The sequence below is a fragment of the Variovorax sp. WDL1 genome, assembly GCF_001541225.1.
GTDB lineage: Bacteria > Pseudomonadota > Gammaproteobacteria > Burkholderiales > Burkholderiaceae_C > Variovorax.
In genome coordinates this window covers 165088-185146 of record NZ_LMTS01000025.1, presented here as the reverse complement: position 1 = coordinate 185146, position 20059 = coordinate 165088, and the positions used below count along the sequence as shown (strand labels likewise).

The window sequence follows — 20059 nt, the reverse complement described above, 5'->3', positions numbered from 1 at the left end:
GGCCCGGCGGCGCTGCGCCGTTGTAGCTACACGCAGGGTATTCCACCACTAGGACACCTGCACAATGCAAATTCGCACAATCGCTCTCGACACCGAGACCACGGGCCTGGACGCCGGCGCAGACCGGCTCATCGAAATCGCAGCGCTCGACTTCGACCCCGAGACCGGCCTGCCCACCGGCAACACCTTTCACCGGTTCATCAACCCCGAACGGGAAATTCCCCTCGAGGTCTCCCGGGTGCACGGCAAGACCTGGTCCGACCTGAAGAGTGAACCTGTCTTCAAGGAGGTCGTGAAGGACTTCAAGGAGTTCATCGCCGGACAACACGTGGTCATCCACAACGCGCCCTTCGACCTGCGCTTCCTCGACGAGGAACTGCGCTTGGTCCGCGGAGGCAAGATGGATAAAATCGTCGAGCGCACGACTGACACGCTGGCGATGTCGCGGCGGCACACGACGGCCAAGGTTCACACCCTGGACGCGCTGTGCGACCGCTACGGCATCGACCGCACCAAGCGCGTGCTCCACGGGGCCTTCGTCGACTGCGAAATGCTCGCAGCCGTGTATCCACCCCTTCTGGCAGACGCCAACCAGCTTGTCGCGCGCCTCAATGCCGTGCTGCCGTTTCCCCTCGGAGATGCGGTGCCTGATTCCATTGAGGGCATGGCCAAGCGCGCGCTGTTGCTGGCCGACCTCAAGAAGGTCCTGGAAAAGGAGTACGACCGCTATACCGAGCCTGTCAAGAAGCTGACCGCCGGCAAGGACTTTGCGACCGAGCTCTTTGAGGTCACATACACCCCCAGCACCAAGACCGACTGGAAGAAGGTGCAGGCCAACCACCTCGAAGGGGTGGACCTCAAGCAGTACCAAACGCCGTCGAGTAGCATGTACATCCGCTACGTGTGATTCCCGAAACCAGCCCTTGCGGCTGGTTTTGCTTTTGCCCGATGCGGAAGGTCACAATAGAAAAGGCCCCTGACACGAATGTCAGGGGCCTCGAATGTTGATGTAGTCAGTGGCGGGGTAGGTAGCCACCGGCGAAACCGCGTTGGGGGTCGCCGTAGAGCCGAGCCAATCCACAGTTGTCCATCCATGCCTGCACCAGGTGCGCAGGCGCGCTCCTGATGCCGGCCTTGAGCTGCTTCGCATCCTGGCGCCTCACGTAGATGTAGGGCATGCCGAGACGAGCGGATGCCTCGCTCACTTCCGTGGGCGGCTCCTCGATGAACGCGACCTGCTCGCCGGCCAGCGAGATGCGTGGAGCTGCCTCCAGAAGCTTCGACGCATGGTCAATCTGGCGATGCAGTTCAACCTCGGTCAGGCCCCTGGCCCGGCAGCGACTCGCGATGCGCCAGGCGGCCAGCTCCTCAGGGGTTACGCCCGGGCATCGACCTTGGTAGGCCGAAGTCAGGCAGTGGTCCGCCGCAGCGATGACCAGCTGTTGCTGGGTGGGGTTCACGCCGATGAAGCGCAAGAACTGGCCAAGCGACGAACCCTCGAAGTACTGCTCCGGCGGCATCCCGTATCCGGGGTCGCCCTGGTGGTGATGGTCGATGATGTCGTCGGGCCTCAGCCCCATGACGGCGCACTCCACAAACACCTGGTGTGCGCCCACGGGAATGAGAGCGGTGACACCATTTGCTTGATAGGCTTCGTGCGAGTGGACGATGTTCCCGCCGACGGTTGCAAAACCGAAGGCGAGCCCGCGCTCTTCACAGATGCGGGCAATTTCCTGCATTTCGTGGTCCGGAGCGCCGAGTACGAAAAAATATGTTTTCATGTTGACTCAACGTTCAAATAGTTAAATGTTCCTGGGCCGTATAGCGAGCGGCCCGAACGTCTGCGGCGTTTAAGGGCCCGCGGGCGGAACGCGTTTAGGTACGAGAGCTCGGACTCCGCATCGACCTTCGAGGGAAGGCGCAACAGGCAGGCTGGCCAAGCTTGACGTCCACGCGGCTAAAACCGGACGCTAAATAGGCCATGACCCGTTCGTATGCAACCGACCGGCCAGCACAGCATGTTTGGCACATCACGTATTCCAGCAAGAGCGGGCAGCCGCTAGTGCCGGTTGCGGACGCCCACTTGCAGGCCGAGTCGTTGCACCTGGAGGTACTCGCGCTTCGCTTGCTGTACGCGCAGCAGCGCGAACGCATCGCGCAGCTCGAGGCGCAGTTGCAGGCCCGCTCGAGCGGGTCGATTTCCCTCACTTCCCCCCAATGACCGATTTAGCAAAGCCCGATTTCGAATACCGCGTGACGTACGCGGTTGTGCCTTCCGACTTTCCGGACCACGCTCGCGTGGCTGAGGACATGTCAAGGATTTCGCCCAAGCCGCCCAAGGGCGGGGGCTGGCAACTGGCTGGGTCGACGCCGGTTCAGAACGCGAAGGGCTGCGTCATCTTCTACCAGTGGGAGCGCCCGGCCCGCGAGCGCGCTCCGGCCGGCTGAGGCGCCATGGACGCCGAGCTCCGTTCGCTTGCGGTGGACGTGCTGTTGCCAGCCTGGGGCTGGCGCTGGGCGTTCATCATCGGGGTGGGCGTCCTGCCCTTTGCACTGCCCGCCATACTCCCCCTTCAGTGGAAGGACGTTGTCAAATCCGAGCTCCAGCACATCTGCGGTGTTGTAGGGTTGATGCTGTGCTTTCTCAGTTTTGGACTTGCTGTGGATACGGTCTTGGTCGAAGCGAGAAGCTCGCTGGCGCTTGTGGAGACGCAGTGCAAGGTTGCGCAGGCCCCTGATAGCCGGTGGAGCCGGCTGCAGTGCGACCCGGGCGGCTTCTACTTCGTTGAGAAGCCCATCGACGCCGCCCCCGGCGAGACTCTTCTGGTCACGCACCTGAGGATGTCGGGTTGGGCTCTAAAGGCTGAGCGCATCGCGCCTTAAAAAAGCCGCGGTGCCTGCAAGGCCCGAACGGCTCAAAGGCAGGCGAGGGCGAACCACCCGTCCGTGGGCCGGCCCAGGAGCCGGTCGACTGCCTGGCGAGCTTCCTCCGGCGTTCGAGCAAAGCCTGCGAGCAGCAGGGAAACGGCGCCCGCGCGGCGCGCGGCGAGAAGCTTCAGACAGGTAGTACGGCCCGGGCGGAAGGCCAGCTCGAGTGCCAGTCTCTCGACGCCCCGCTCGGCGAACAAGTCCAGGCGGCCCTCAATGACCCGTCCCTCGTGAAAGTACTCCTGTTTGGCGGTGCGAGTGACGCGTGCGCCGTTTTTCTCCAAGACCCAAACAAGGAGGTCAAGCATCCGCTCAGTCTGCTCGCGTGCGAGCCGTCGGTCTGCGCGTGCCTTGGCCCATAGGCTCGGTGCAGCATTGCGCACCAAGCGGGCGAGCGATGGCCCGACGGCCGCAGAAGCCACGTGTGCCGGAAGCAATGTGCCCTCCGGACCGGGCTCCCTGAGCGCCGGTGCGGAAGACGGGGCCTGGAGGTCGGTGTCGGAGGGCGGCATTGTGGAGCCTCAGAGAAGGTTGGTCAGCTCTTCAGATGGAGCAGGTAGATGAGGGCGCCGCCCAGGACGACGCTTAGGAGAACGCAGATTCCCGTGATGAGCTCTGCGTTTTGACGAAGCCAGCGTGTCACAGCGAGGCTCCCTGATGGGATGAATTGTGGAATGGTCCGGACATGGCAAATGGGGTTAGAAAGTTGACAGCGCGTATAGGTAGCCGCTCAATTGAACGTGTTGAGCGGTTTCGTGTTGAGGAGCGTCAGGTACGGCCGCTTGAGCTGGTTGTGCTTGCTCGCGCTGAGGTATGTCGCGCCGTAGGCCACGGGCGGGGAGGCGAACGTGCGCTTGGGACCCGGGGTTGCGACTGCGACGTCAGTGACCTCGCCCAGGACCGCTTCATAGAAGGCTTCGTCCTGCTGGACCTGGGCGGTCGAAGCGGCCGCGGGGTCTCGCTTGCGGGTCATGCGCCTGGTGATGTAGGCGTTTACGCGCTTTGCTGGCTGGAGATAGGCCATCAGCAAGCCAGCAACGCCAAAGGCGACTAGTACCCAGTTTTGAAGAAAAAGGCCTACGGCCACGGTACCTGCCGCCAGAAGCCAATCCAGGGCGCCGAGATAACGAATGAGTTTTTCCATGATTCTGTTGGGGAGGGGTCCGCCTTGTAGAGAGGTGGTTTAGCCGGAGCCGCTCGTCGCGGGCGAAGAAAAAGAGCGTCGACGAATCGACGCTCTTTGAAAATGAAGCCTTTTAGGCTTATCCCTTCAGCCAGACCTCGCCAGCTTCGGGTTCGCAGCCGGCCTTCACCCCGTAGGGACGAAGGAAGTGCTCAGCTGCATCGGTCATGACCCGTCCGATGATTTCGTTGTACTCGTCCAGCACCTCGTCGGGCACCTCGAAAAGCACTTCGTCGTGGACCTGGTTGATGATGGTGTCGAAGACCTTCGGGTACTTGCGAAACTCCTCCATCACCTTGCCCAGAATGTCGGCGCCGGTCGACTGGTCTTCGTAGCTCAGTGCCGCGTTCAAGCCGAACGCATAGATGAGCCGGTTGCCCAGCGTGTAGGAGGCGTAGACAGCCTTCTTGCCGAAGCGGCCGCCACGGTCCTTGTCCGGAATCATCACCGTTTCCTGCGGGTTCAGCTCGGTCCACTTGTGCCAGAGGTCGATTTCGACGTATGCCGCAAGCCATTGCGCGCGAACTTCCGTGGCCTCTTCCAACGTCCAGTGGATGTTGTAGTTCTTGGCAGCAGCGTCCATCAGGCCGCGTGCTTGCATCGCGTACAGGAGGGAGAGGTTGCCGACCTTGCCGGTTTGACGGACGTCGCCCAGCTCAGCCTTCCACTTCTTCAGCTCCTTGGCCACATCTTCGCCCTTCAGGCCTCCGAAGAGAGCCTTGGGGTTGCGGCCTGTCATGTCCAGCGCGGTCCACGTGTGGATGTCCATGCCTTCAATTTCGAACGCGTCGCGCAGGGAGCCCCAATCGGCGGTGCCGGCGGCGTCCGCGCGCATCCGCACTTCGGCCAAGCAGCGCTGGAAGCCCGAAAGCAGCTGCGTACGCTGCAGCTTGCGGTACTTGTCCCAGAACGCCTTGCTCGCATCTTTGCCTGCTTCCATGGCCGCTTCGCGACCCAGCTTCCACTCCTCGAAGTCCTTGACGGCCTTCAGCTCGAGCGCTCGCGCGTCTTCGTAGGTCACCCGGCCCTCAAGCACCCGGCTGATGCACAGGAACACATCGTTCTGCACCACATGGTCGCCCATGTAGGTCTCGACGATTTGCCTCTGAGCGCGAATCGCGAGCGCCGCGCCCACCCGCATGTCCAGTGCCGAATAGTCGGCGGAGACAATCTTGTGGCCAGGCCGAGCACGAACGCAATTTCGGAACTTCTGGTCCCGCGGAAACTGCTGGCAGTTCGGCTCCGACGAAGACAGGCGCCCTGTCACGGGGCCGTGCCCCGTGTTTGGATGCAGCCGCCCATCGTGCGACCGCCCCGCGTACGAGGAGACTTCCTTGGCCATGCCGCCGGCCTTCTTGGCACGGTTGAGTGCGGTCCAGGTGTCGAACAGGGCCTTGGCTTCGGGCGTGATGGCCGCGCGAACGCGCCGCAGGTCCTTTTCGCCAATCTTGAAGGCGCCGGTCTTCTCGGTCATCTCCAGCTCAATGCCGCGGCTCGTGAACGCCGTCCCGATAGCCTCTTTCAGCTTCGCGTTGACCCCGGTGGTCGGGTCGCTCAGCGCAGGCAGATAGTCCTTGAGCGCAGGCTCGAGTTCCGCCATCTTCGCAGCGTGCTCGCGCACCTTTTCCCACTGGGCCGCAACGTAGCCTTCGGATTCCTCCAGGTTCCACGGCATGCCCGTCTCGCGCATCCGCACGATGTCCCAGACCTGGGGCTCGATGATGCGCAGGGGAGCGTGCTCCTCGCGCAACTCGAAATAGCGCTCCAGCAGTTCCGCCGGGTCGTCGATTTCGAAGAACGACATCAGGAGCTCCAGGAGCACCTTCACGTCGTCCGTTGCGTAGTCGTACGCCTTCTGGGTCAGGAACGGCTCGCACCAGTTCTTCGGGCCTTGCATCTCCTTCGGAAGCACCTTGCGCAGCCGGCTGACCGCCAGGTCGGCTAGCGACCAGCCCGACTTGCCGCCCATGAACATGGACACGGCTTCGGCCTGCAACGTGGGGTCTTCGTCCTCATCCTGGCACATGCGCGCCATGACAACGGGCTGCTCGGGGTAGAGGACCCGTGCGATGAGCATCGAATCCAGGAGCAGCGACGGCTCGGTTGTCGCGTAGGTGCGGGTCCAGTAGGCGTCGAAGCCCGCGTTGTGCGCGATGACGACGTTTGTGAAGCATGCAGAGCACACGTCCACCTTCTCAGCTTCGGTGAGCTGGTCCAGGTCGAAGGATTCGACAAGGAACTTTGAGGTGACTGGAAAGCCGCAAGGCGTCGGGTAGAGAACCGACATCACCCGCAGCCGAAGCTCCGAGTCGACGCCGCGTTGATACTGCTTGCCGGAGAACTTCTGTTCCTTGCTCGCCGGGTTGAGGCCCGTTGTTTCAACGTCGATGATTTTCCACGGCGCCGCCGTGATGCGCGCCAGGAGCAGCTTTTCAGCTTTTGCCCATGGCACTGCTACGTGGGTGACCGGGTCGACGTAGTCGAGGTCGAAGCCCATTTGTTTGTTCATGAAAGTGGTTCCTTAAAAGCACGAGGTTTGGTTTCGCCACCCTCGCTGGTGGCCTCACCCGCCTATAGCGAACAGCGCCTACCGTGCTTTGCTGAGACCTTAAATCGCGCAGCTTCATGGCCGCACCCCGGGCTAAAGGGCATGGCTATCCCCCGAGACCGACCTCAATCTCGTGCTCACCGGACCTCACGCGGTTTACCTGGAGACCTGATATCGCTTCGCCCGGGCATGCGTTTGCCGTCAACTAGTCGTGCCTATACGAGCTCGTTAGGTCAACTAGAAGAAACCAGTTCTCGATATGTACAAAGCAACTTTTGAAATCCCTGCCATCGTTCAAGTCGAGGTTTACGTCGATGGCGTCACCAATCAGGTCGACGCGCTTGCCGATGCGTTCGACCGGCTCGGCGACGCCGCCGCGCGAAAAGCCACGGTCGTGTCGCTGAGCACGGACCAGGCACGCAATGTGGGCCTGGAGCGCCTGCCCGAAACAGGCGAGCGTACTTTCGCGCAGATTCCGACACCGGAGAGCGTGATTGGTGCACGCCGCGACGGGTACACGCTTCACCTATATCGCGGGGAGCTCAGAGGCATCGACCGTCCAGGCGACCTCGTCCTTGAGCATCCCGGCTACCAAGAGGCCCGCGACACGCTTGTGGACCAGGTGGAGAAGAGCGGCCGCGAGTACGGCGCTGGCCGCATCATCAACACGCTGACCGGCAACACCATGCTCACCTCACGCAACCCGCGCGGCGGGTGGGAGGTCGTAGGTCAGTCCGCGAGTGGTGAAGAGCGCCACAGCGAAAGCTGGCTCGACAAGGCAACGGCGCTCAGCACGGCCAGGAAGCTCAGCGTCCGGGACGACATCGCTGTGGTCGTCGTGAACGACTTCACGGACCGCGCTGCGGGCCCGAAGGTTTTCAAGCGAATCGCATGAAGCCAGACGTAGTCGGACAGCTGGAGCGTGACGGCAAGGTTCTGTACGCCGGCGAGCCCGTCGGAAACTTCGAACCGGATGCGTCAAACTTCACACTCACCCTAGGCATTGACGGCAACGAGGTCTCGCTGGACCTCTGCGGTCTGCGGCAAGCCAAGCTCCTCATCCAAGAAGGCGAACGTCGCTTGCTCCTGCGTCAGGAGCAAGCCATGAAACGCCGGAATCTCAGCCTCGATTTCTGACGGCCCCGGTCGCCAGCATTCCATTCAGACCCTGCATGCCAACAAGCGTGCAGGGTCTTCTCTTGGCGCGACGCCTAAACGGTTGCGCTAGACAGGGCTCACCCTCCGCCGCGAAGCCGCTTAAACCCGCCCATGTCCATTTTCCCGACCCTGCAGCAGTACGCCACTGACATCCACCTGTTCTTCACCGGAGAAATCGGCCGTGTTGCTGCGACCGTCCTTGTCATCTTGGCTGCGGTCGCGGCCCACCGGCTCAACCTGCGCTACGTGGGGATGTCGACGCGACGAGAGGGCAGCCAGGACGGGTTGCGGCACCGCGTCGTTGCCATCAAGAACGTGCTGTTCCTCGCCGCCAGTCTTGCCATCGGGACCATCTGGGCCACCAAAATCGCCGGAGTTGCGCTTTCGCTGGCTGCCTTTGCTGGCGCGCTGGTTCTGTCGGCGAAGGAGCTCATCATGTGCGCGACCGGCTATCTGCTGTTCACGGTCTCCCGGCCATACCGGGTAGGGGACTTCGTCGAGGTCGCAGGGGTGGCCGGGCGGGTGACCGATGTCGACATGCTCTGTACGACCCTTGCCGAGACCTCCTCGGCGTACCAGCTCACAGGGCGCACCGTCTTGTTTCCCAACAGCTTCCTCCTGTCCACCTCAGTGCGCAACCAGTCGGCCACCGGGGGCTTTGTCATCAACCTCCTGCGCCTTGCGGTGCCGTACAGTGCAGACATCGACGCCTACGAGTCCGCAGCGGTCCGCGCCGGCGATGCGGTGTGCGCACCTTGGCTCGGAACGGCCGACGAGCACTTCCGCCGCATCGAGAAGACCGATTTTGTCGACCTGCCCTCATCGCGGGTGCGGGTGCTCTGGGAGTCTCACGACATCAAGCAGCACTGGCTGGTCATTCGCTTCGCCTCGCCGGCCTCCGAGCGCGTCAATGCACAGCAGGCGGTGACGCGCCTCTTTTGGAAAGAGCTGGGCTCGGTGCCCACAGCCTCGCAGGACTGAGGCGACACGCCTGCGCGCAGGGACGCAGAGCCGGCCAAGAAAAAGGGCCCCGCGAGGATGCGGGGCCCTGAATGATGGTGAGCGCTTAGCTGAGCGTCTTCACCGTGTTGCCAAGACGGTCCAGAATGCGAATCTCTGCGTAGCCGGTCTCGTCATCGAGCGCGAACGCGACTGCATCCTGCACGCTGTCGAACACGCCTTCCTCGCTGGTGCCGCCGCCATGGTCGTCTTCCAGTTGAACCGTGACACCGTCGTGCTGCACGCCGTGCACCGTGAAGCCTTCCAGGTCGTCCTGGTGGGCGTCGTTGTCCAGTTCGCGGTCGCCGCGGTCGATGCCATTGCGCTCGTCGATGGTCACATCGCTCACGCGGTTCCGCAGGCGCACGGAATTCACGTCACCGTTCTCCACCACGTCCTCGAACTCGGCCGCAGCGTCCGACAAGCGGTCGAAGGCCTCGTGCTCGCGCCAGCCGGAGCCATAGTCGACCTCGACGATGAACGGCATGTCTGCCGCCACCGTCGCCGCGGTGAGAATGTTGTTGTCGGCCTTGTACGCGTCGGTCAAGTCGCGAGTCACCTCGTACCTGCACACGCGCATCTTCGTGTTGTTGTAGTCGCGGGGGATGGCCACCACGTCGGCCGGATTCACCTTGCATTCCACGATGCGGCCGTTGGCGTTCGCGAAGTGCGGCAGGTAGTCGTACGAGCACACGTGGAGACCCCGGCTGCAGGTGCGGTCCGGATTCTCGTCGACCTTGTTGCGCAGCATGGTGGGCGTCTGCCCGATGCTGTTGTCGATGCTGCGGGTGTAGATGTCGAGCCAGTCCTCGGTGATTGCCTTGTAGGCGACGAAGCAACCGTCTTCGGTCAGCGCAAGCTTGCCCACCTCGAGGAATTCGTACAGGTGTTCGACCACGCGCAGCGACGGGTTGAGCATCAGGTTTTCCAGGAAATTGGCAGACGGCGTGAGGTCGAAGCCCTCTTCCAGCATGTCGAGCATGCGTTGGACGATGACGCCGGCCACCGGTTCACCCTTGTACAGGACTTGGCCGCCCTTGACCTCGACGTTCGGCGTGAGGAGCACGGCGGCTTCGAGCCGACGCTTCTCGCCGTCCAGGATTTCAAGGATGTCTTCGGGCTTCTGTTTCTCGACCAGGGCCTTTCGGACCGCTTCATAGTGGTCGCTGTTCTTCGCGACCATGATGGGGCGACCGTCGAAGACCATGTGGATTCCGCCGGGCAGGTGCATCATGCTCATTTGCATTGGGTGTTTCTCCGTAATTAAAAAAGGTGCCTTACAGAGCGCAGAACAACCGCGCTACTGAGACCTATAGCGAGTGCGGCAGTGAGGAGGCCTATACGCGAAAAAAAAGAGCGCTCCAAATGAATGGAGCGCTCTCGAATGAGAATTTGCCGAGGGCTACGCTGCGAGTAGCATGGCTTCGGCGGTGACTTCGGCGGCAGGCTCGGGAGCACCGTCGCTGTTGGCAGCTTCGGCGGTCACATCGACTTGGGTGTCCGATGAGTCCTCGGCGACGTCCGGCTCGTCTGCATCTTCCTGCACAGCGTCTTCTGGCTCTTCGGCTTCCTCCAACTCCACCCTTTCTCCGGGCAGGGGGTCAAGCGCGAGCGCCGTCACGAGCATGGTGGCCGCCTTTTCAGGCGATTCGGCCATGACCTTCAGCAGGGCGTCGTCGTCGAAGATGCTCGATGCCAGGGGGTAGCTCTTGCCGACTGACTGACTCACCTCATACGGCGTCTTGCGCTTGCACTCGGTCACGTCGAGATACGCGCCGTCGATGTGTGACTGCAGGTACTTGAGCTCCGTTGCCAAGTCGTCGTCCCCGAGCGCTCCGTTCACCTTGAACGCAAAAGCTGCAACCTCCTCCAGCAAGGGATGCCCGGCGAGCCGAGGCTCAAGCGCTTCCCATGCAGGGGTACGCTTCAGCAGATGCATTGCCAGGATGCCTAGCAGCGAGTACTGCTTCGCGATGTAGGGCTGCGCCAGGTCTGCCTTGGGCGTGCGGTCGATGCTTGCGACCAAGCGCTTCCAGTTGCTTCCCGATTTCAGCTTGCCGACTGTCCAGGTCATCAGCGGGCGGTAGCCCAGTTCGACCAGTTTCAGCCGACGCACTGTCGCCTCGCTTTCCACCATCACGGCGCCGGCAACCTCGTGGCCGAGGCGCTTGAGCACCCGTTGCATGGTCCGCATCGTGCTGCAGAAGTCCCGCTCGCGCGGGCCAACCCAGCCGGTCGAGCCATGATTCATGAACCGGTCGCGGCGTCGGATGACGTAGAACTTCTCGGCTTCTTCCTCAATGTCGCCCAGCGTCGTCTTCGAGGTGCCACCCGCGGCAAAAGTGGTGAAGGTCACCTCTTCGCCGGCGGTCAGCTCCTCTAGCGTCATCGACTTGCGCATTCTGCGTCGTTCGAGGTCCGAGGCGTAACTCGGAGACACCGGCAGCGTCGAGGTCCCTGCACACGGCAGGCCTTCGATTCCGTCCGGACCGCAAATCCGCTCACCCAATGCCTTCGCGTGAACGGCGTCCACGCCCCGGCCAGCTACGACTAGGAAGAATGCATCGGTCGGGGAGCCCGACTGCCTCAGCGCGTAGCGGATACGCGCGTCAGCGGACTTGCTGTCCGAGTAGTAAACCCGGGTGTCCGAGAGCACCGGCACGGTGGTCAGAACCGGCTTGTCCTTGGTGAAGTCCTGATAGCCGTTGACGACTTCCTTCTTGCGGATACCGGTTTCGGTGGAGCGATACAGCCACACGCGGCAGCTGTTGTTCTGCCAGGTGGCGTCGACGACCGGATTTCCGGCGACGTCGCGAATCCAGTCGCCATCTGCATCCTTCTGGTAGGGCTGCTGCTTGCCCATGATGCCGTCGCCGACCTTGGGGAAGGTGAGCGCGCTCTCGTTTGCGACCTGTCGGATGTGCTCGATGTCGTCCTTGCCCACGCCGGCCTCCTTGAGGAAGCTGATGAGATTCATGCGGATGCTCGAGGGAAGCGTGCTCACGTAGCTATGGACCTTGCGATACCAGGCCAGCTTCGTCGGCTCCTTGGTCATCACGTCGGCGCGTACGCGCTCCGCGACTTCCTTCACCGCCTGGTCCAGCCGCGCCATGATGGCGCTGCGAGTCTTGTCGGTGTATTGAAGTGCTTCCCGCGACACGGCCATCAGAACTTCGCCGTTGTCGACAAAGAGATGGATGCCGCCGTCCAGCAGCGCCTGCATGTTCGGCGTCAGGTCGCGCAGCCGAGCCTTTTCGATGGGATAGCGCACATTGGCCATGACGACCGCGGGCACCCGGTGGAACGTTTCGCCACTGGTTCCGAAAGGAGCGCCCATATTAAAGAAGCTGCCCTCGAAATGGAACTCTGGCTTCTTGAGAGGCTTTTCCATCCCGAGGATGCGCGGGGGTACCGTGAACCACTGGAAGATTTCCTGCGCCTTGGCGTGGAATTCAGCGATGTCCCGGTCCTGGACCGGGAAGGTCACCATCACGCCGCTTTGCCAGTCCGGGTCGGCGTCGAAGACGCCCATGTCCGTCACTGCCGGCGAGCCGTTGTCGTCGAGGTGGCACACGTAGACGCGCTTCTTGCCTTCCTTGACCGCGACGACCGTGAAGCCGTCCTCGTTCTCGGGGTCGAAGAGCGTGTACGCAAAAGGCGATTTCGAGCCGAGACCGAAACCACCAGTTTGGTCGTTCGATTGCTGTTTGGTCGAGACACCGTAGACGGTGTAGATGCCTTTGACTTCCTCGTCGCTGAGCCCCGGGCCCCAGTCCTTGATGTAGAACTGAAGGTCGAGCTTCGTGGGAAGCTTGACCTCGATGGGGCGGGTGGGCATGCGCCCGAAGATGTGGGCGTCCATCGCGTTGCAGCCGACCTCGCGCTCCACGGCGCCAATCTTGTCCCCGTACAGCCCGGAGGACAGCACGTTGAACATGTGGGCGTTCTGGGCGATGCCGAAAGTGGCGGTCTGGCCGACACCTTGCTTTGCTACGACCGAAGTCGAAGAGCTTTGTGAAACCTGCATTGGGGGTCCCGTTTCCTGAGTGAGTTGATAAATGTTCCTGTGAGTCGTATAGGGAGCTCGCAGGGCCAGCTAAAGCGGCTGGCATCAAATCAGGGGAAGGGGACTAGGCCGACATCGAGCAGTCGGCGAGATGGGTCGCACGCGACCCTCCCGAGGCGGACCGCGCTCTTAGGCGGCCAGCATCGTCTCCTCGTCAAGGCTCGAAGCGTAGAAGCGCTCGATGAGGCGGAGGTTGAGTTCCTGCAGCAGTTCGCCATCGCCGAAACGAACCGGCAGATTCCATACCACGCAGTCGCTGGCCTCACGCCGAACCTCTTGCACCAGAGCATCTGCGGCTGCCTCCGCCTGGTCTAGAAGATTCATGAGCGCCGCCTCCAGGACCTCCGTTTGGACAGCCAGGCCCGCCGTGTGAACCACCGGCAGCCCAACGCGCAGGCGGGCGTAGCTGGCCTCCGGCGTCGTGACCCGCTCGGCGTGCATGGACAGGTGGACCAGGGCGACGCCCGCCACTCGTCCGCTCGGGCGCTGGACGGTTGCCACTGCGCGAACCAGAATGCCGGCTACATCGTCCTCGTTGACCGTCAGCTCGCCAGCTTGCTGGTTGGCCAGACGCCGAGCGGCCTGGGCCGTGAACGGGCCTTGCTCGGTGGCCAGCGAGTCGACCACCATCTCTGACCAGGCAAGGGCTTGCTGCTCACTGGGGAAATCGGGCAGGACCATCACCAGGTCCGGATTTCCGGGCGCAGAGGGAGAGGGCAGTTGAAGTTCGGTGCGAAAGGCGAGCACGATGGCGGTCATGATGAGGTCCGTTGTGGGTTTTTTTTGGATGTCGCGGGGCTTATTCCCCGCAGTGCCGAAAGTCTAAAAGTCATCGCTAACCATCCCAACGGCTTTCGCTACCCAGTTGTGAGCATCCTCACATCCGCCTGCAATCCGCTCGGGCTAACCCCGTGACGCATTTCACGGTTCCGAGCTGACGCTACACAAAGTAAGACCAACTAATTAACCAGAAACCATGAAGCAGGACACCAACATGCAATCTGTCAGCACCACTCTGCAGGACATCCTGAAGAGCCCCGAAAACGAGCAACCGGCGCTTCTGGCGGCCGTGCTCGACAAGTTCCCGCAGCTCTTTCGCGTGTTGCGCTCCCTGAACGTCGACGAGCTGATAATTGCGCCGGCCGAGGTCCCCGAGGGCGCCGGCTTCCTGGTGGTCGCCGACACAGAGACCACCGGAACGGACAACACGACGGACGACATCATCGAGCTCGGCATGGTCGAGGTCGCCTACGACCGTGAAATCGGCTACATCTATGGCGTGACCCGCGTCTTCAACGAGCTCGAGGACCCGGGCCGGGCGATTCCGGCCCAGGCGGCCGCGGTCAACGGCATCACCGACGAGATGGTCGCCGGCAAGCGCATTTCCGACGCGGAGGTCGACGCATTCGTCAAGGACGCTGACCTGGTCATCTGCCACAACGCGAAATTCGACCGCACGATTCTCGAGCGACGTTTCCCCGTGTTTACGACGAAAGCATTCGCCTGCTCTCAAAGGCAGGTGGATTGGCAGGCCGGAGGCATCACCGGCACGAAGCTGGACTACATTGCGATGTGCCTGGGCTTCTTCTTCGAAGGTCACCGTGCCTCCGTGGACTGCCTGGCACTGGTGAAGGTGCTGAACACGCCCATGGCCGGCTTCGACGGCCAGACCCCGCTGCAGCGGATTCTCGAGACCTACAAGCTCGAGGCGCGCCGTATCTGGGCCACCGGGGCGCACTTCGACTTCAAGGACCTGCTCAAGAAGCGCGGCTACCACTGGCATGACCCCGCGAACGAACCCGGTGCCGAAAAGGCCTGGGCGATGGACGTGGCTGTCGAGGACTTCGCGGCTGAACTCGACTGGCTCAAGGCCGAATGCCTGTATGGCAAGGGGCTCAGCATGCCGGTCGACCGCATCAACGCTTACAACCGCTTTACGTCGCGGCGCACTCCGATGGAGCGCGCGTACCGCTGATTGAAAAAGGGCCGCTTCCACGCGGCCCTTTTCTTGTTCGGAGGTGACTGGAAAGGCCTCAGCCCAGCCTCAGCCTTCGGTCGAGTTCGTCCAGATGCTCGGCCGTGAGGGCAATGCGGGGGTCCGTTCTGACCAGGAACGGGCAGCTGGGCGCGAAGAGGCTGCCGTGGTAGTCCAGCGCAGCATAGGGCCCCCGGATGCGCCCGCTCTCGCGCAGGTAGCGCTCAATCTCCACTTGGCGCTGGTACCGAGTGACGTCGGGCAGGTCTGGAGTCACCCCGATGACCCGGGGGTGGAGTAGCTCGCTTGCGAAACAGTCCCGAAGCTGCGCCAGGGAGTTTTCGAGCCGCCAACTCGACGAAATCACGAGCTCGACGCTCGGTCGTGCGAGGAGCCACGCTTCGAGCAGAGGCATGCGCTCAAACGTGCCATTCATGTTGCGGTGCACGACACCATCGAAGTCGAGTAGGAGAGTGCAGTTCATTCCTCCTATAGCGCTGCGCGTCTGTCCGGCGAAAGGTGGCTAAACAACATGCCTAGATTCAGGCAAATCCAGGAGCATCGAATGCGCGTTGTCGCCCTGGCCGCACTGTCGGCCGCCCTTTTCGCCAGTCCCGCCTTCGCGTCCAACGACGCTGATGGGAAGCCGTTTACGCTCAAGGTGGAGTCCCTGGGCGTACCTGAGCGTGGCACCATTCAGACCGACCTTGCCGCCAACCTGGACGGCAGCGTGGCAACCCCGCGGTCCGCCCAGCCCCGCGTGGCAACGGCGCCGGTCACTCCTGCTCCTCTGGACGCGGCCCCCGCACCCGCGGGCCTGCCGCAGATTGCGGGCACCGTCAGTGCGCCGGGGGCGACGCCTACCCCGGCTGCTGCGCCGGTGCCGGTGCCTGCTTCCGTGGCCCAGCCTGGCGGCGGACAACCGGCCGCTGCGGCAGCTGGCCAAACTGGCCTGATTCCAGGGGAGCCCGCCAAGGTTTACACCACGCTCGCGGCTGCGGCCGAGGCGGGAGTGGACCCGTTGAACGAGCGGACGCTCACCGTGACGAAACACCGTGACGCCGAGGAAGACGAAGCCGGCTTTGATTGGCGCGACCTCAACGCCTACTTGACCTTCCTCAAAGCGAACGAGCAGCTCGCCAAGCTCGGCGGCCTTGGCGTCTTGGGCGCCATCCTGCTGCTGTGGCTTCTGCGTCGCCGTCGAGGCTGAGCAGGCCGTGCTGCTGACGCGCGACCACTTGGTCAAGCTGGGCTCTGGCGTTGCCGGCGGCGCGCTGTCGCTCGCGCTTGCGCACTTCATGGCCCCCAGCGTGGCGCTGATTCTGCCCAAGCCGCCGACGCCCGTGCGCGTGACTATGAAGGCGCCGTCCGCGGCATCAGTGGCTGCCGCCACGCCAGCGACCGCCGCGGGGCCCGGTTCGGAAAAGGAGCTGAGGCTGAAATCGGACAAGCCTGTCGAGGCACCGAAGCCCAAGGCGAAGCCGAAGCCGAAGCCCAGGCCGGCCGCCCCGAAGCCCCCGCAAAAGGTCGCGGAGGACGCTTCCTCCGCCCCCGCAGTGGTTAGTCCGTCCTCGGACCTGCCCACGCTGTCTCAGCCGGCGTTTCCGCAGGGCGCGCCGAATGCAGCCCTTCCCAATCTGCCGGCCATGGCAGCAGCTCTCGATGAAGCCCCTGAGGCGCCTCCAGAGAGCCTGCCAGAAGGTCCGCGCGCCAAGGTGTATCCAGAAGAGCAGGGCGGCAACGTGTTGGTGCTCGGGTTGCTCGTGAACGACCAGGGCGTCGTCATCGACTCCGACATCCTTGTCAGCTCATTCAAGCCACTTTCCGATATCGCCGTCGCCTGGGCGTCCATCGGCCAGACCTGGACGAACTTGCAACCTCCGCTCAACCCTGGCGAGACGCGCTGGATTGAGCTGCGCATCCCCTTTGTGCCGGACACAGACCGTCTGAAGACCCTTCCCTAAAACCAATCCGGAAAATTCATGCAACACCTCGCCGCCTCCATCGACTACCTTCTGTATGTACTTGTCGCCTTGACGTTCGCGGTCATCATTTACAAGGCCGCTATCCTCTATGGCCCAGGCTTGGCGGGCAAGACGCCTGCAAGTCGTGACAAGGCGGACATCGATGAACACGTTGAAACGCTGGAAAACGGCATGGCTCTGCTGGCTGTGATGGCCAGCGCGGCGCCGTTCGTCGGCCTCGCAGGTACCGTCCTGCACATCATGCAGGCGTTGTCGCGCCTGTCTTCGGCTGCCATCGACATCACGCTCATCAGCGGCCCCATCGCGACCGCGTTGAACTCGACCTTGGTCGGGCTATGCGCGGCCGTTCCCGCGCTTGTCGCCTACAACCTGATGCAGCGCCGCATCCAGGTGCTGCACAACCGCCTGCTGCGCGCCGCCAAAGGGGAGGCACGGTGAGCATGGCCGATACCGTCGTTCTACCTCCGGTAACCGTTGCCGGCTATGAGCTGAACTTCTTTTGCGGCTTGGCCGGGGAGGGCGCCGCGCGCGATGTCGTTGCGACCCTGCAGGCCTGGTGCCGCCTGCACCGACTCCGCGGCGCCGAGCTGGCCAAGTTGGGTGCAATGGATGAGGACGGTTGGTACGACCTGGCCCGCCAGTGGATGCTGGAAGCTCGGCGCAAGCTGACGTCGTGGAATGCCTGCGCCCAAGCCATCGCTGCGGCTCAGGCGCCCATCGACATGATGGGTGCCGCCGGCGGCCAGCTTCGCCACTTCCTCGCTACCTACGGCTGGCTTCAATTCACCCCCGCCAAATGACTGCAAACCGCAAACAGCTCGCCGCTATCAACGTCACGCCCCTGGTGGACGTGCTGCTCATCCTGCTTGTCATCATGATGCTGGCGATGCCCATGTTCGTGAAGAAGCTCCCTGTGGACCTCCCTCAGACGAGCCTGAGCGGGACCCCCTCGGTCGCGCAAAGCCTGTCGGTGTCGCTTCAGGCAGACGGCAGCCTGATGCTGGACAGCAATCCCACAACGTTGCAACAGCTGAAGGCGCGCATCACGCCCACGGTCTCAGTGGAGCTCTCGGTGGACCGCGCAACCACCTACGAGCAGATTGCAATGGTGATTTCCGAGCTTCAGGCGGCCGCGCCAAAGGACATCGCCCTCATGACCCGATGAGACATGGCCCTACCTCGCCGTCGGCGGCTTAAAGCCGAGCCGTTCCATAGGAGCGGAAAGCAGTTGCGGGGTGGACCAGTAGTCGCGCCACGGGTCCTTCGTCCTCGTTGATAGCTCGTTCGCTGCGTTTGCCACCGTCCAGTGGGCGCCACTCGTCAGAAGTGGCAGGTCGTCCCAGTCCACAGTCATCGAGACGCCCAATCCTGGCCGGGCCCTTGCCGAAAAAGCCGCTGCGGTGGTGGCCGCGCGATTGTTCCGGAGGTAGTCGACGAAGAGCCTGCCAACGCGATTGGACGGGCCACTCTTGCTCACGAAACGCGAGGGAATCGCGCGAGCAAGGTGCTCGACGATGGCTTGGGAGAAACCCTTGACAACAGCGACCTCATGGACCGGGGCGAGGGGCACGAGGAGGTGCAAGCCTTTCCCGCCACTTGTTTTCAGCCAGCTTTTCAGCCCCAGCTCCTGAAGCATCAGCCGAACCAAGGACGCGTCCTCCTGCACGTGCTCCCAGCTCGTCCCCTCACCGGGGTCGAGGTCGAAGACCATCTGGTCTGGCCGGTCGATATGGCCGCTTCGTGAATTCCAGGTGTGAAGCTCGATGACATTTGCGCGTCCAGCGCTCCACAACGCTGCCTCGCTGTTAACGACCATCAATGGGGCATGGCCTGGCCACAAGCTTGACTCGAGGAGGGTCAGCCCCCGGACTGCCGCTGTATCGGCATGCTTCTGAAAAAATAGTTCTCCAGTTACCCCTTCCGGCCCTCGAAGGAATGAGCAGGGCCGGTCTACCAGGTGGGGCAGCATCCAACGTGAAACGCGTTCGTAGTGCAGGACCAAGTCCCGCTTGGTGAGCCCTGTCACAGGGTCGATGATTCGGCCGGGATGGCTGACCGGGCCACCCCGCACCGTGGCCGCCTTTGACGCGCTCCCCGCGGCATTGGGCGAATTCGCGGCGCCCTTCAACGGCTCCCGGACGACCTCTCGAGCGGGCTTGTCGTCCCGCAGCCCGCGATAGGACGCGTGCCGGATTTGCCCGCCGGGCGTCCATTCGGCGAACTCGACCTCGGCGACCAGCTCCGGGCTCACCCAGATGACCTTTTCGTTGGACGAGTTCTTGGACCAGCGGTCTGGCTTGGGCACGCCGCCGACAAATGGAACCTTGGACGTCACCAGCTTGTTTAGTCGGGCCCGAAGTTTCACTGCCTCGTTGGCCGACCAGCCCGTTCCCACGCCTCCGGCAGACTTGAAAGTACCGTCGGGGCCGTAGACGCCAAGGAGCAGCTTGCCAACCTGAGAGGCGGCATCCGTCCTGGGTATAAAGCCGGCAATGATGAATTCCTGGCGCAGCTTGCATTTCAGCTTCAGCCAGGTATCAGTCCGGGCCGAAACATACGGGGAGTCCAGGCGCTTCGCTATGAGGCCCTCCAGTCCAAGGCCGCATGCCGATGCGAGGATTGAGTAAGGGTCGCCGGGTAGGTTCGAGCAAAGCCGCACGTGCTCCTGTTCGTTCGTCTCGAACAAAGCGGCCAAGGCCATGTATCGGTCCTCGTGGCGCGACGCTCGGAAGTCCCACCCGTTCAAGAACGGCAGCTCGAACACGAAGTACACCAGGTTGGCGGACTTTGCGCCTCGGTCAAAGGAGTTCTGGAGGGCGTTGAAATCCGGGGTGCCCTGAGCGTTCAAACTGACGACTTCGCCGTCCAGCCAGGCGCTCCCGATGTTCATTGCATCCAGCTCTGCGATGAGGGCCGGCATTTTGGCGCTCCAGTCGTGACCACCCCTCGTGAAAAGTCTTGCCCTGCCGTTTTCGACGCGCGCCATCATCCGGTAACCGTCGAGCTTGATGGAGTAGCCCCAGTAAGCCCCCGGGGGAATGCGAGCTGCGAGGGTAGCCAACTGTGGCGCCAGCGAGGGCGGAAGCTCGGAGGCAACCGCGCCTTCGATTGGCGGCCGGGCCGGCTGAGGCCTGGTTTTGCGGGCGGCGGGCATTCCGGGGATTTTCTACCCTGCGAGGTGCCCCGGGTTCACTCCTGTTGCTCGCGTCCCCGTCGG

General features: G+C 62.9%; 22 protein-coding genes. 13 read left to right on the top strand and 9 right to left on the bottom strand.

Annotated elements, in window-relative coordinates:
* Nucleotides 1–64 precede the first annotated feature (64 nt).
* Nucleotides 65–907 carry an exonuclease domain-containing protein gene (locus tag APY03_RS03185; RefSeq protein WP_068673805.1) on the top strand — a complete coding sequence of 281 codons (843 nt, stop codon included), beginning with the start codon at nucleotides 65–67 and terminating at the stop codon, nucleotides 905–907.
* Nucleotides 908–1013: 106 nt separating this feature from the next.
* Here APY03_RS03185 and APY03_RS03180 read toward each other — a convergent pair whose 3' ends face one another.
* Nucleotides 1014–1739, bottom strand: coding sequence for a hypothetical protein (locus APY03_RS03180; protein WP_146039465.1), 726 nt, complete (start codon nucleotides 1737–1739; stop codon nucleotides 1014–1016).
* 242 nt (nucleotides 1740–1981) lie between these two features.
* Here APY03_RS03180 and APY03_RS03175 point away from each other — a divergent pair, with 242 nt between their 5' ends.
* The 3 genes from APY03_RS03175 to APY03_RS03165 are packed head-to-tail and all read left to right on the top strand — an operon-like array spanning nucleotide 1982 to nucleotide 2883.
* Complete coding sequence (locus APY03_RS03175) at nucleotides 1982–2221, top strand: hypothetical protein (RefSeq protein WP_068673801.1); 240 nt, start codon at nucleotides 1982–1984, stop codon at nucleotides 2219–2221.
* The gene (locus APY03_RS43190) at nucleotides 2218–2448 is read left to right on the top strand and encodes a hypothetical protein (protein WP_068673799.1); all 231 of its coding nucleotides are present in this window, start codon (nucleotides 2218–2220) and stop codon (nucleotides 2446–2448) included. The genes APY03_RS03175 and APY03_RS43190 overlap by 4 nt, the downstream gene beginning before the upstream one ends.
* Nucleotides 2449–2454: 6 nt before the next feature.
* Nucleotides 2455–2883 (top strand): hypothetical protein, encoded by a 429-nt coding sequence (locus APY03_RS03165; protein ID WP_068673797.1) that lies wholly within the window; start codon nucleotides 2455–2457, stop codon nucleotides 2881–2883.
* A 32-nt stretch (nucleotides 2884–2915) separates the two neighbouring features.
* On the opposite strand, the gene APY03_RS03160 is transcribed toward APY03_RS03165, so the two are convergent.
* From APY03_RS03160 to APY03_RS03150, 3 genes are all read right to left on the bottom strand, one after another.
* On the bottom strand, nucleotides 2916–3236 hold the full coding sequence (locus APY03_RS03160) for a hypothetical protein (RefSeq protein ID WP_068673795.1): 321 nt from the start codon (nucleotides 3234–3236) through the stop codon (nucleotides 2916–2918).
* A gap of 422 nt (nucleotides 3237–3658) precedes the next feature.
* Nucleotides 3659–4072: a hypothetical protein gene (locus APY03_RS03155; protein WP_068673793.1), complete on the bottom strand. Its 414-nt coding sequence runs from the start codon at nucleotides 4070–4072 to the stop codon at nucleotides 3659–3661.
* A 118-nt stretch (nucleotides 4073–4190) separates the two neighbouring features.
* Entirely contained in the window at nucleotides 4191–6620 is a 2430-nt protein-coding gene (locus APY03_RS03150) for a DNA polymerase (RefSeq protein WP_083944133.1), read from the bottom strand.
* Between the two features lie 298 nt (nucleotides 6621–6918).
* On the opposite strand from APY03_RS03150, the gene APY03_RS03145 reads away from it, so the two are divergent.
* The 3 genes from APY03_RS03145 (at nucleotide 6919) to APY03_RS03135 (ending at nucleotide 8798) form a co-directional block, all read left to right on the top strand.
* On the top strand, nucleotides 6919–7554 hold the full coding sequence (locus APY03_RS03145; RefSeq protein WP_068673789.1) for a hypothetical protein: 636 nt from the start codon (nucleotides 6919–6921) through the stop codon (nucleotides 7552–7554).
* Nucleotides 7551–7796: a hypothetical protein gene (locus APY03_RS03140; protein WP_068673787.1), complete on the top strand. Its 246-nt coding sequence runs from the start codon at nucleotides 7551–7553 to the stop codon at nucleotides 7794–7796. The genes APY03_RS03145 and APY03_RS03140 overlap by 4 nt, the downstream gene beginning before the upstream one ends.
* Before the next feature lie 132 nt (nucleotides 7797–7928).
* Nucleotides 7929–8798, top strand: a complete 870-nt coding sequence (locus APY03_RS03135; RefSeq protein WP_068673785.1) for a mechanosensitive ion channel family protein — start codon at nucleotides 7929–7931, stop codon at nucleotides 8796–8798.
* An 85-nt stretch (nucleotides 8799–8883) separates the two neighbouring features.
* Here APY03_RS03135 and APY03_RS03130 read toward each other — a convergent pair whose 3' ends face one another.
* From APY03_RS03130 to APY03_RS03120, 3 genes are all read right to left on the bottom strand, one after another.
* On the bottom strand, nucleotides 8884–10062 hold the full coding sequence (locus APY03_RS03130; protein ID WP_162577695.1) for a hypothetical protein: 1179 nt from the start codon (nucleotides 10060–10062) through the stop codon (nucleotides 8884–8886).
* A 156-nt stretch (nucleotides 10063–10218) separates the two neighbouring features.
* A complete protein-coding gene (locus APY03_RS03125; RefSeq protein ID WP_068673781.1) occupies nucleotides 10219–12843 on the bottom strand; it encodes an ATP-binding protein in 2625 nt (874 codons plus the stop codon).
* Between the two features lie 168 nt (nucleotides 12844–13011).
* On the bottom strand, nucleotides 13012–13641 hold the full coding sequence (locus APY03_RS03120) for a hypothetical protein (RefSeq protein WP_068673778.1): 630 nt from the start codon (nucleotides 13639–13641) through the stop codon (nucleotides 13012–13014).
* Nucleotides 13642–13858: 217 nt separating this feature from the next.
* Between APY03_RS03120 and APY03_RS03115 the strand changes: the two genes are divergently transcribed.
* The gene (locus APY03_RS03115) at nucleotides 13859–14857 is read left to right on the top strand and encodes a 3'-5' exonuclease (protein WP_083944132.1); all 999 of its coding nucleotides are present in this window, start codon (nucleotides 13859–13861) and stop codon (nucleotides 14855–14857) included.
* Between the two features lie 58 nt (nucleotides 14858–14915).
* Here APY03_RS03115 and APY03_RS03110 read toward each other — a convergent pair whose 3' ends face one another.
* The gene (locus tag APY03_RS03110; RefSeq protein WP_068673777.1) at nucleotides 14916–15341 is read right to left on the bottom strand and encodes an HAD domain-containing protein; all 426 of its coding nucleotides are present in this window, start codon (nucleotides 15339–15341) and stop codon (nucleotides 14916–14918) included.
* A gap of 81 nt (nucleotides 15342–15422) precedes the next feature.
* Here APY03_RS03110 and APY03_RS03105 point away from each other — a divergent pair, with 81 nt between their 5' ends.
* Genes APY03_RS03105 through APY03_RS03085 form a run of 5 tightly spaced genes read left to right on the top strand, consistent with a single transcriptional unit; the run spans nucleotide 15423 to nucleotide 18007 of the window.
* Nucleotides 15423–16067 carry a hypothetical protein gene (locus APY03_RS03105; protein WP_068673775.1) on the top strand — a complete coding sequence of 215 codons (645 nt, stop codon included), beginning with the start codon at nucleotides 15423–15425 and terminating at the stop codon, nucleotides 16065–16067.
* 7 nt (nucleotides 16068–16074) lie between these two features.
* A complete protein-coding gene (locus APY03_RS03100; RefSeq protein WP_068673773.1) occupies nucleotides 16075–16821 on the top strand; it encodes a hypothetical protein in 747 nt (248 codons plus the stop codon).
* An 18-nt stretch (nucleotides 16822–16839) separates the two neighbouring features.
* The gene (locus APY03_RS03095) at nucleotides 16840–17280 is read left to right on the top strand and encodes a MotA/TolQ/ExbB proton channel family protein (protein ID WP_068673771.1); all 441 of its coding nucleotides are present in this window, start codon (nucleotides 16840–16842) and stop codon (nucleotides 17278–17280) included.
* 2 nt (nucleotides 17281–17282) lie between these two features.
* A complete protein-coding gene (locus tag APY03_RS03090) occupies nucleotides 17283–17642 on the top strand; it encodes a hypothetical protein (RefSeq protein ID WP_068673769.1) in 360 nt (119 codons plus the stop codon).
* A complete protein-coding gene (locus APY03_RS03085) occupies nucleotides 17639–18007 on the top strand; it encodes an ExbD/TolR family protein (protein ID WP_068673767.1) in 369 nt (122 codons plus the stop codon). Before APY03_RS03090 ends, APY03_RS03085 begins: the two co-directional genes overlap by 4 nt.
* Before the next feature lie 9 nt (nucleotides 18008–18016).
* Here APY03_RS03085 and ligD read toward each other — a convergent pair whose 3' ends face one another.
* Nucleotides 18017–19996, bottom strand: coding sequence for a DNA ligase D (gene ligD / locus APY03_RS03080; RefSeq protein WP_083944131.1), 1980 nt, complete (start codon nucleotides 19994–19996; stop codon nucleotides 18017–18019).
* Between the last annotated feature and the right edge of the window lie 63 nt (nucleotides 19997–20059).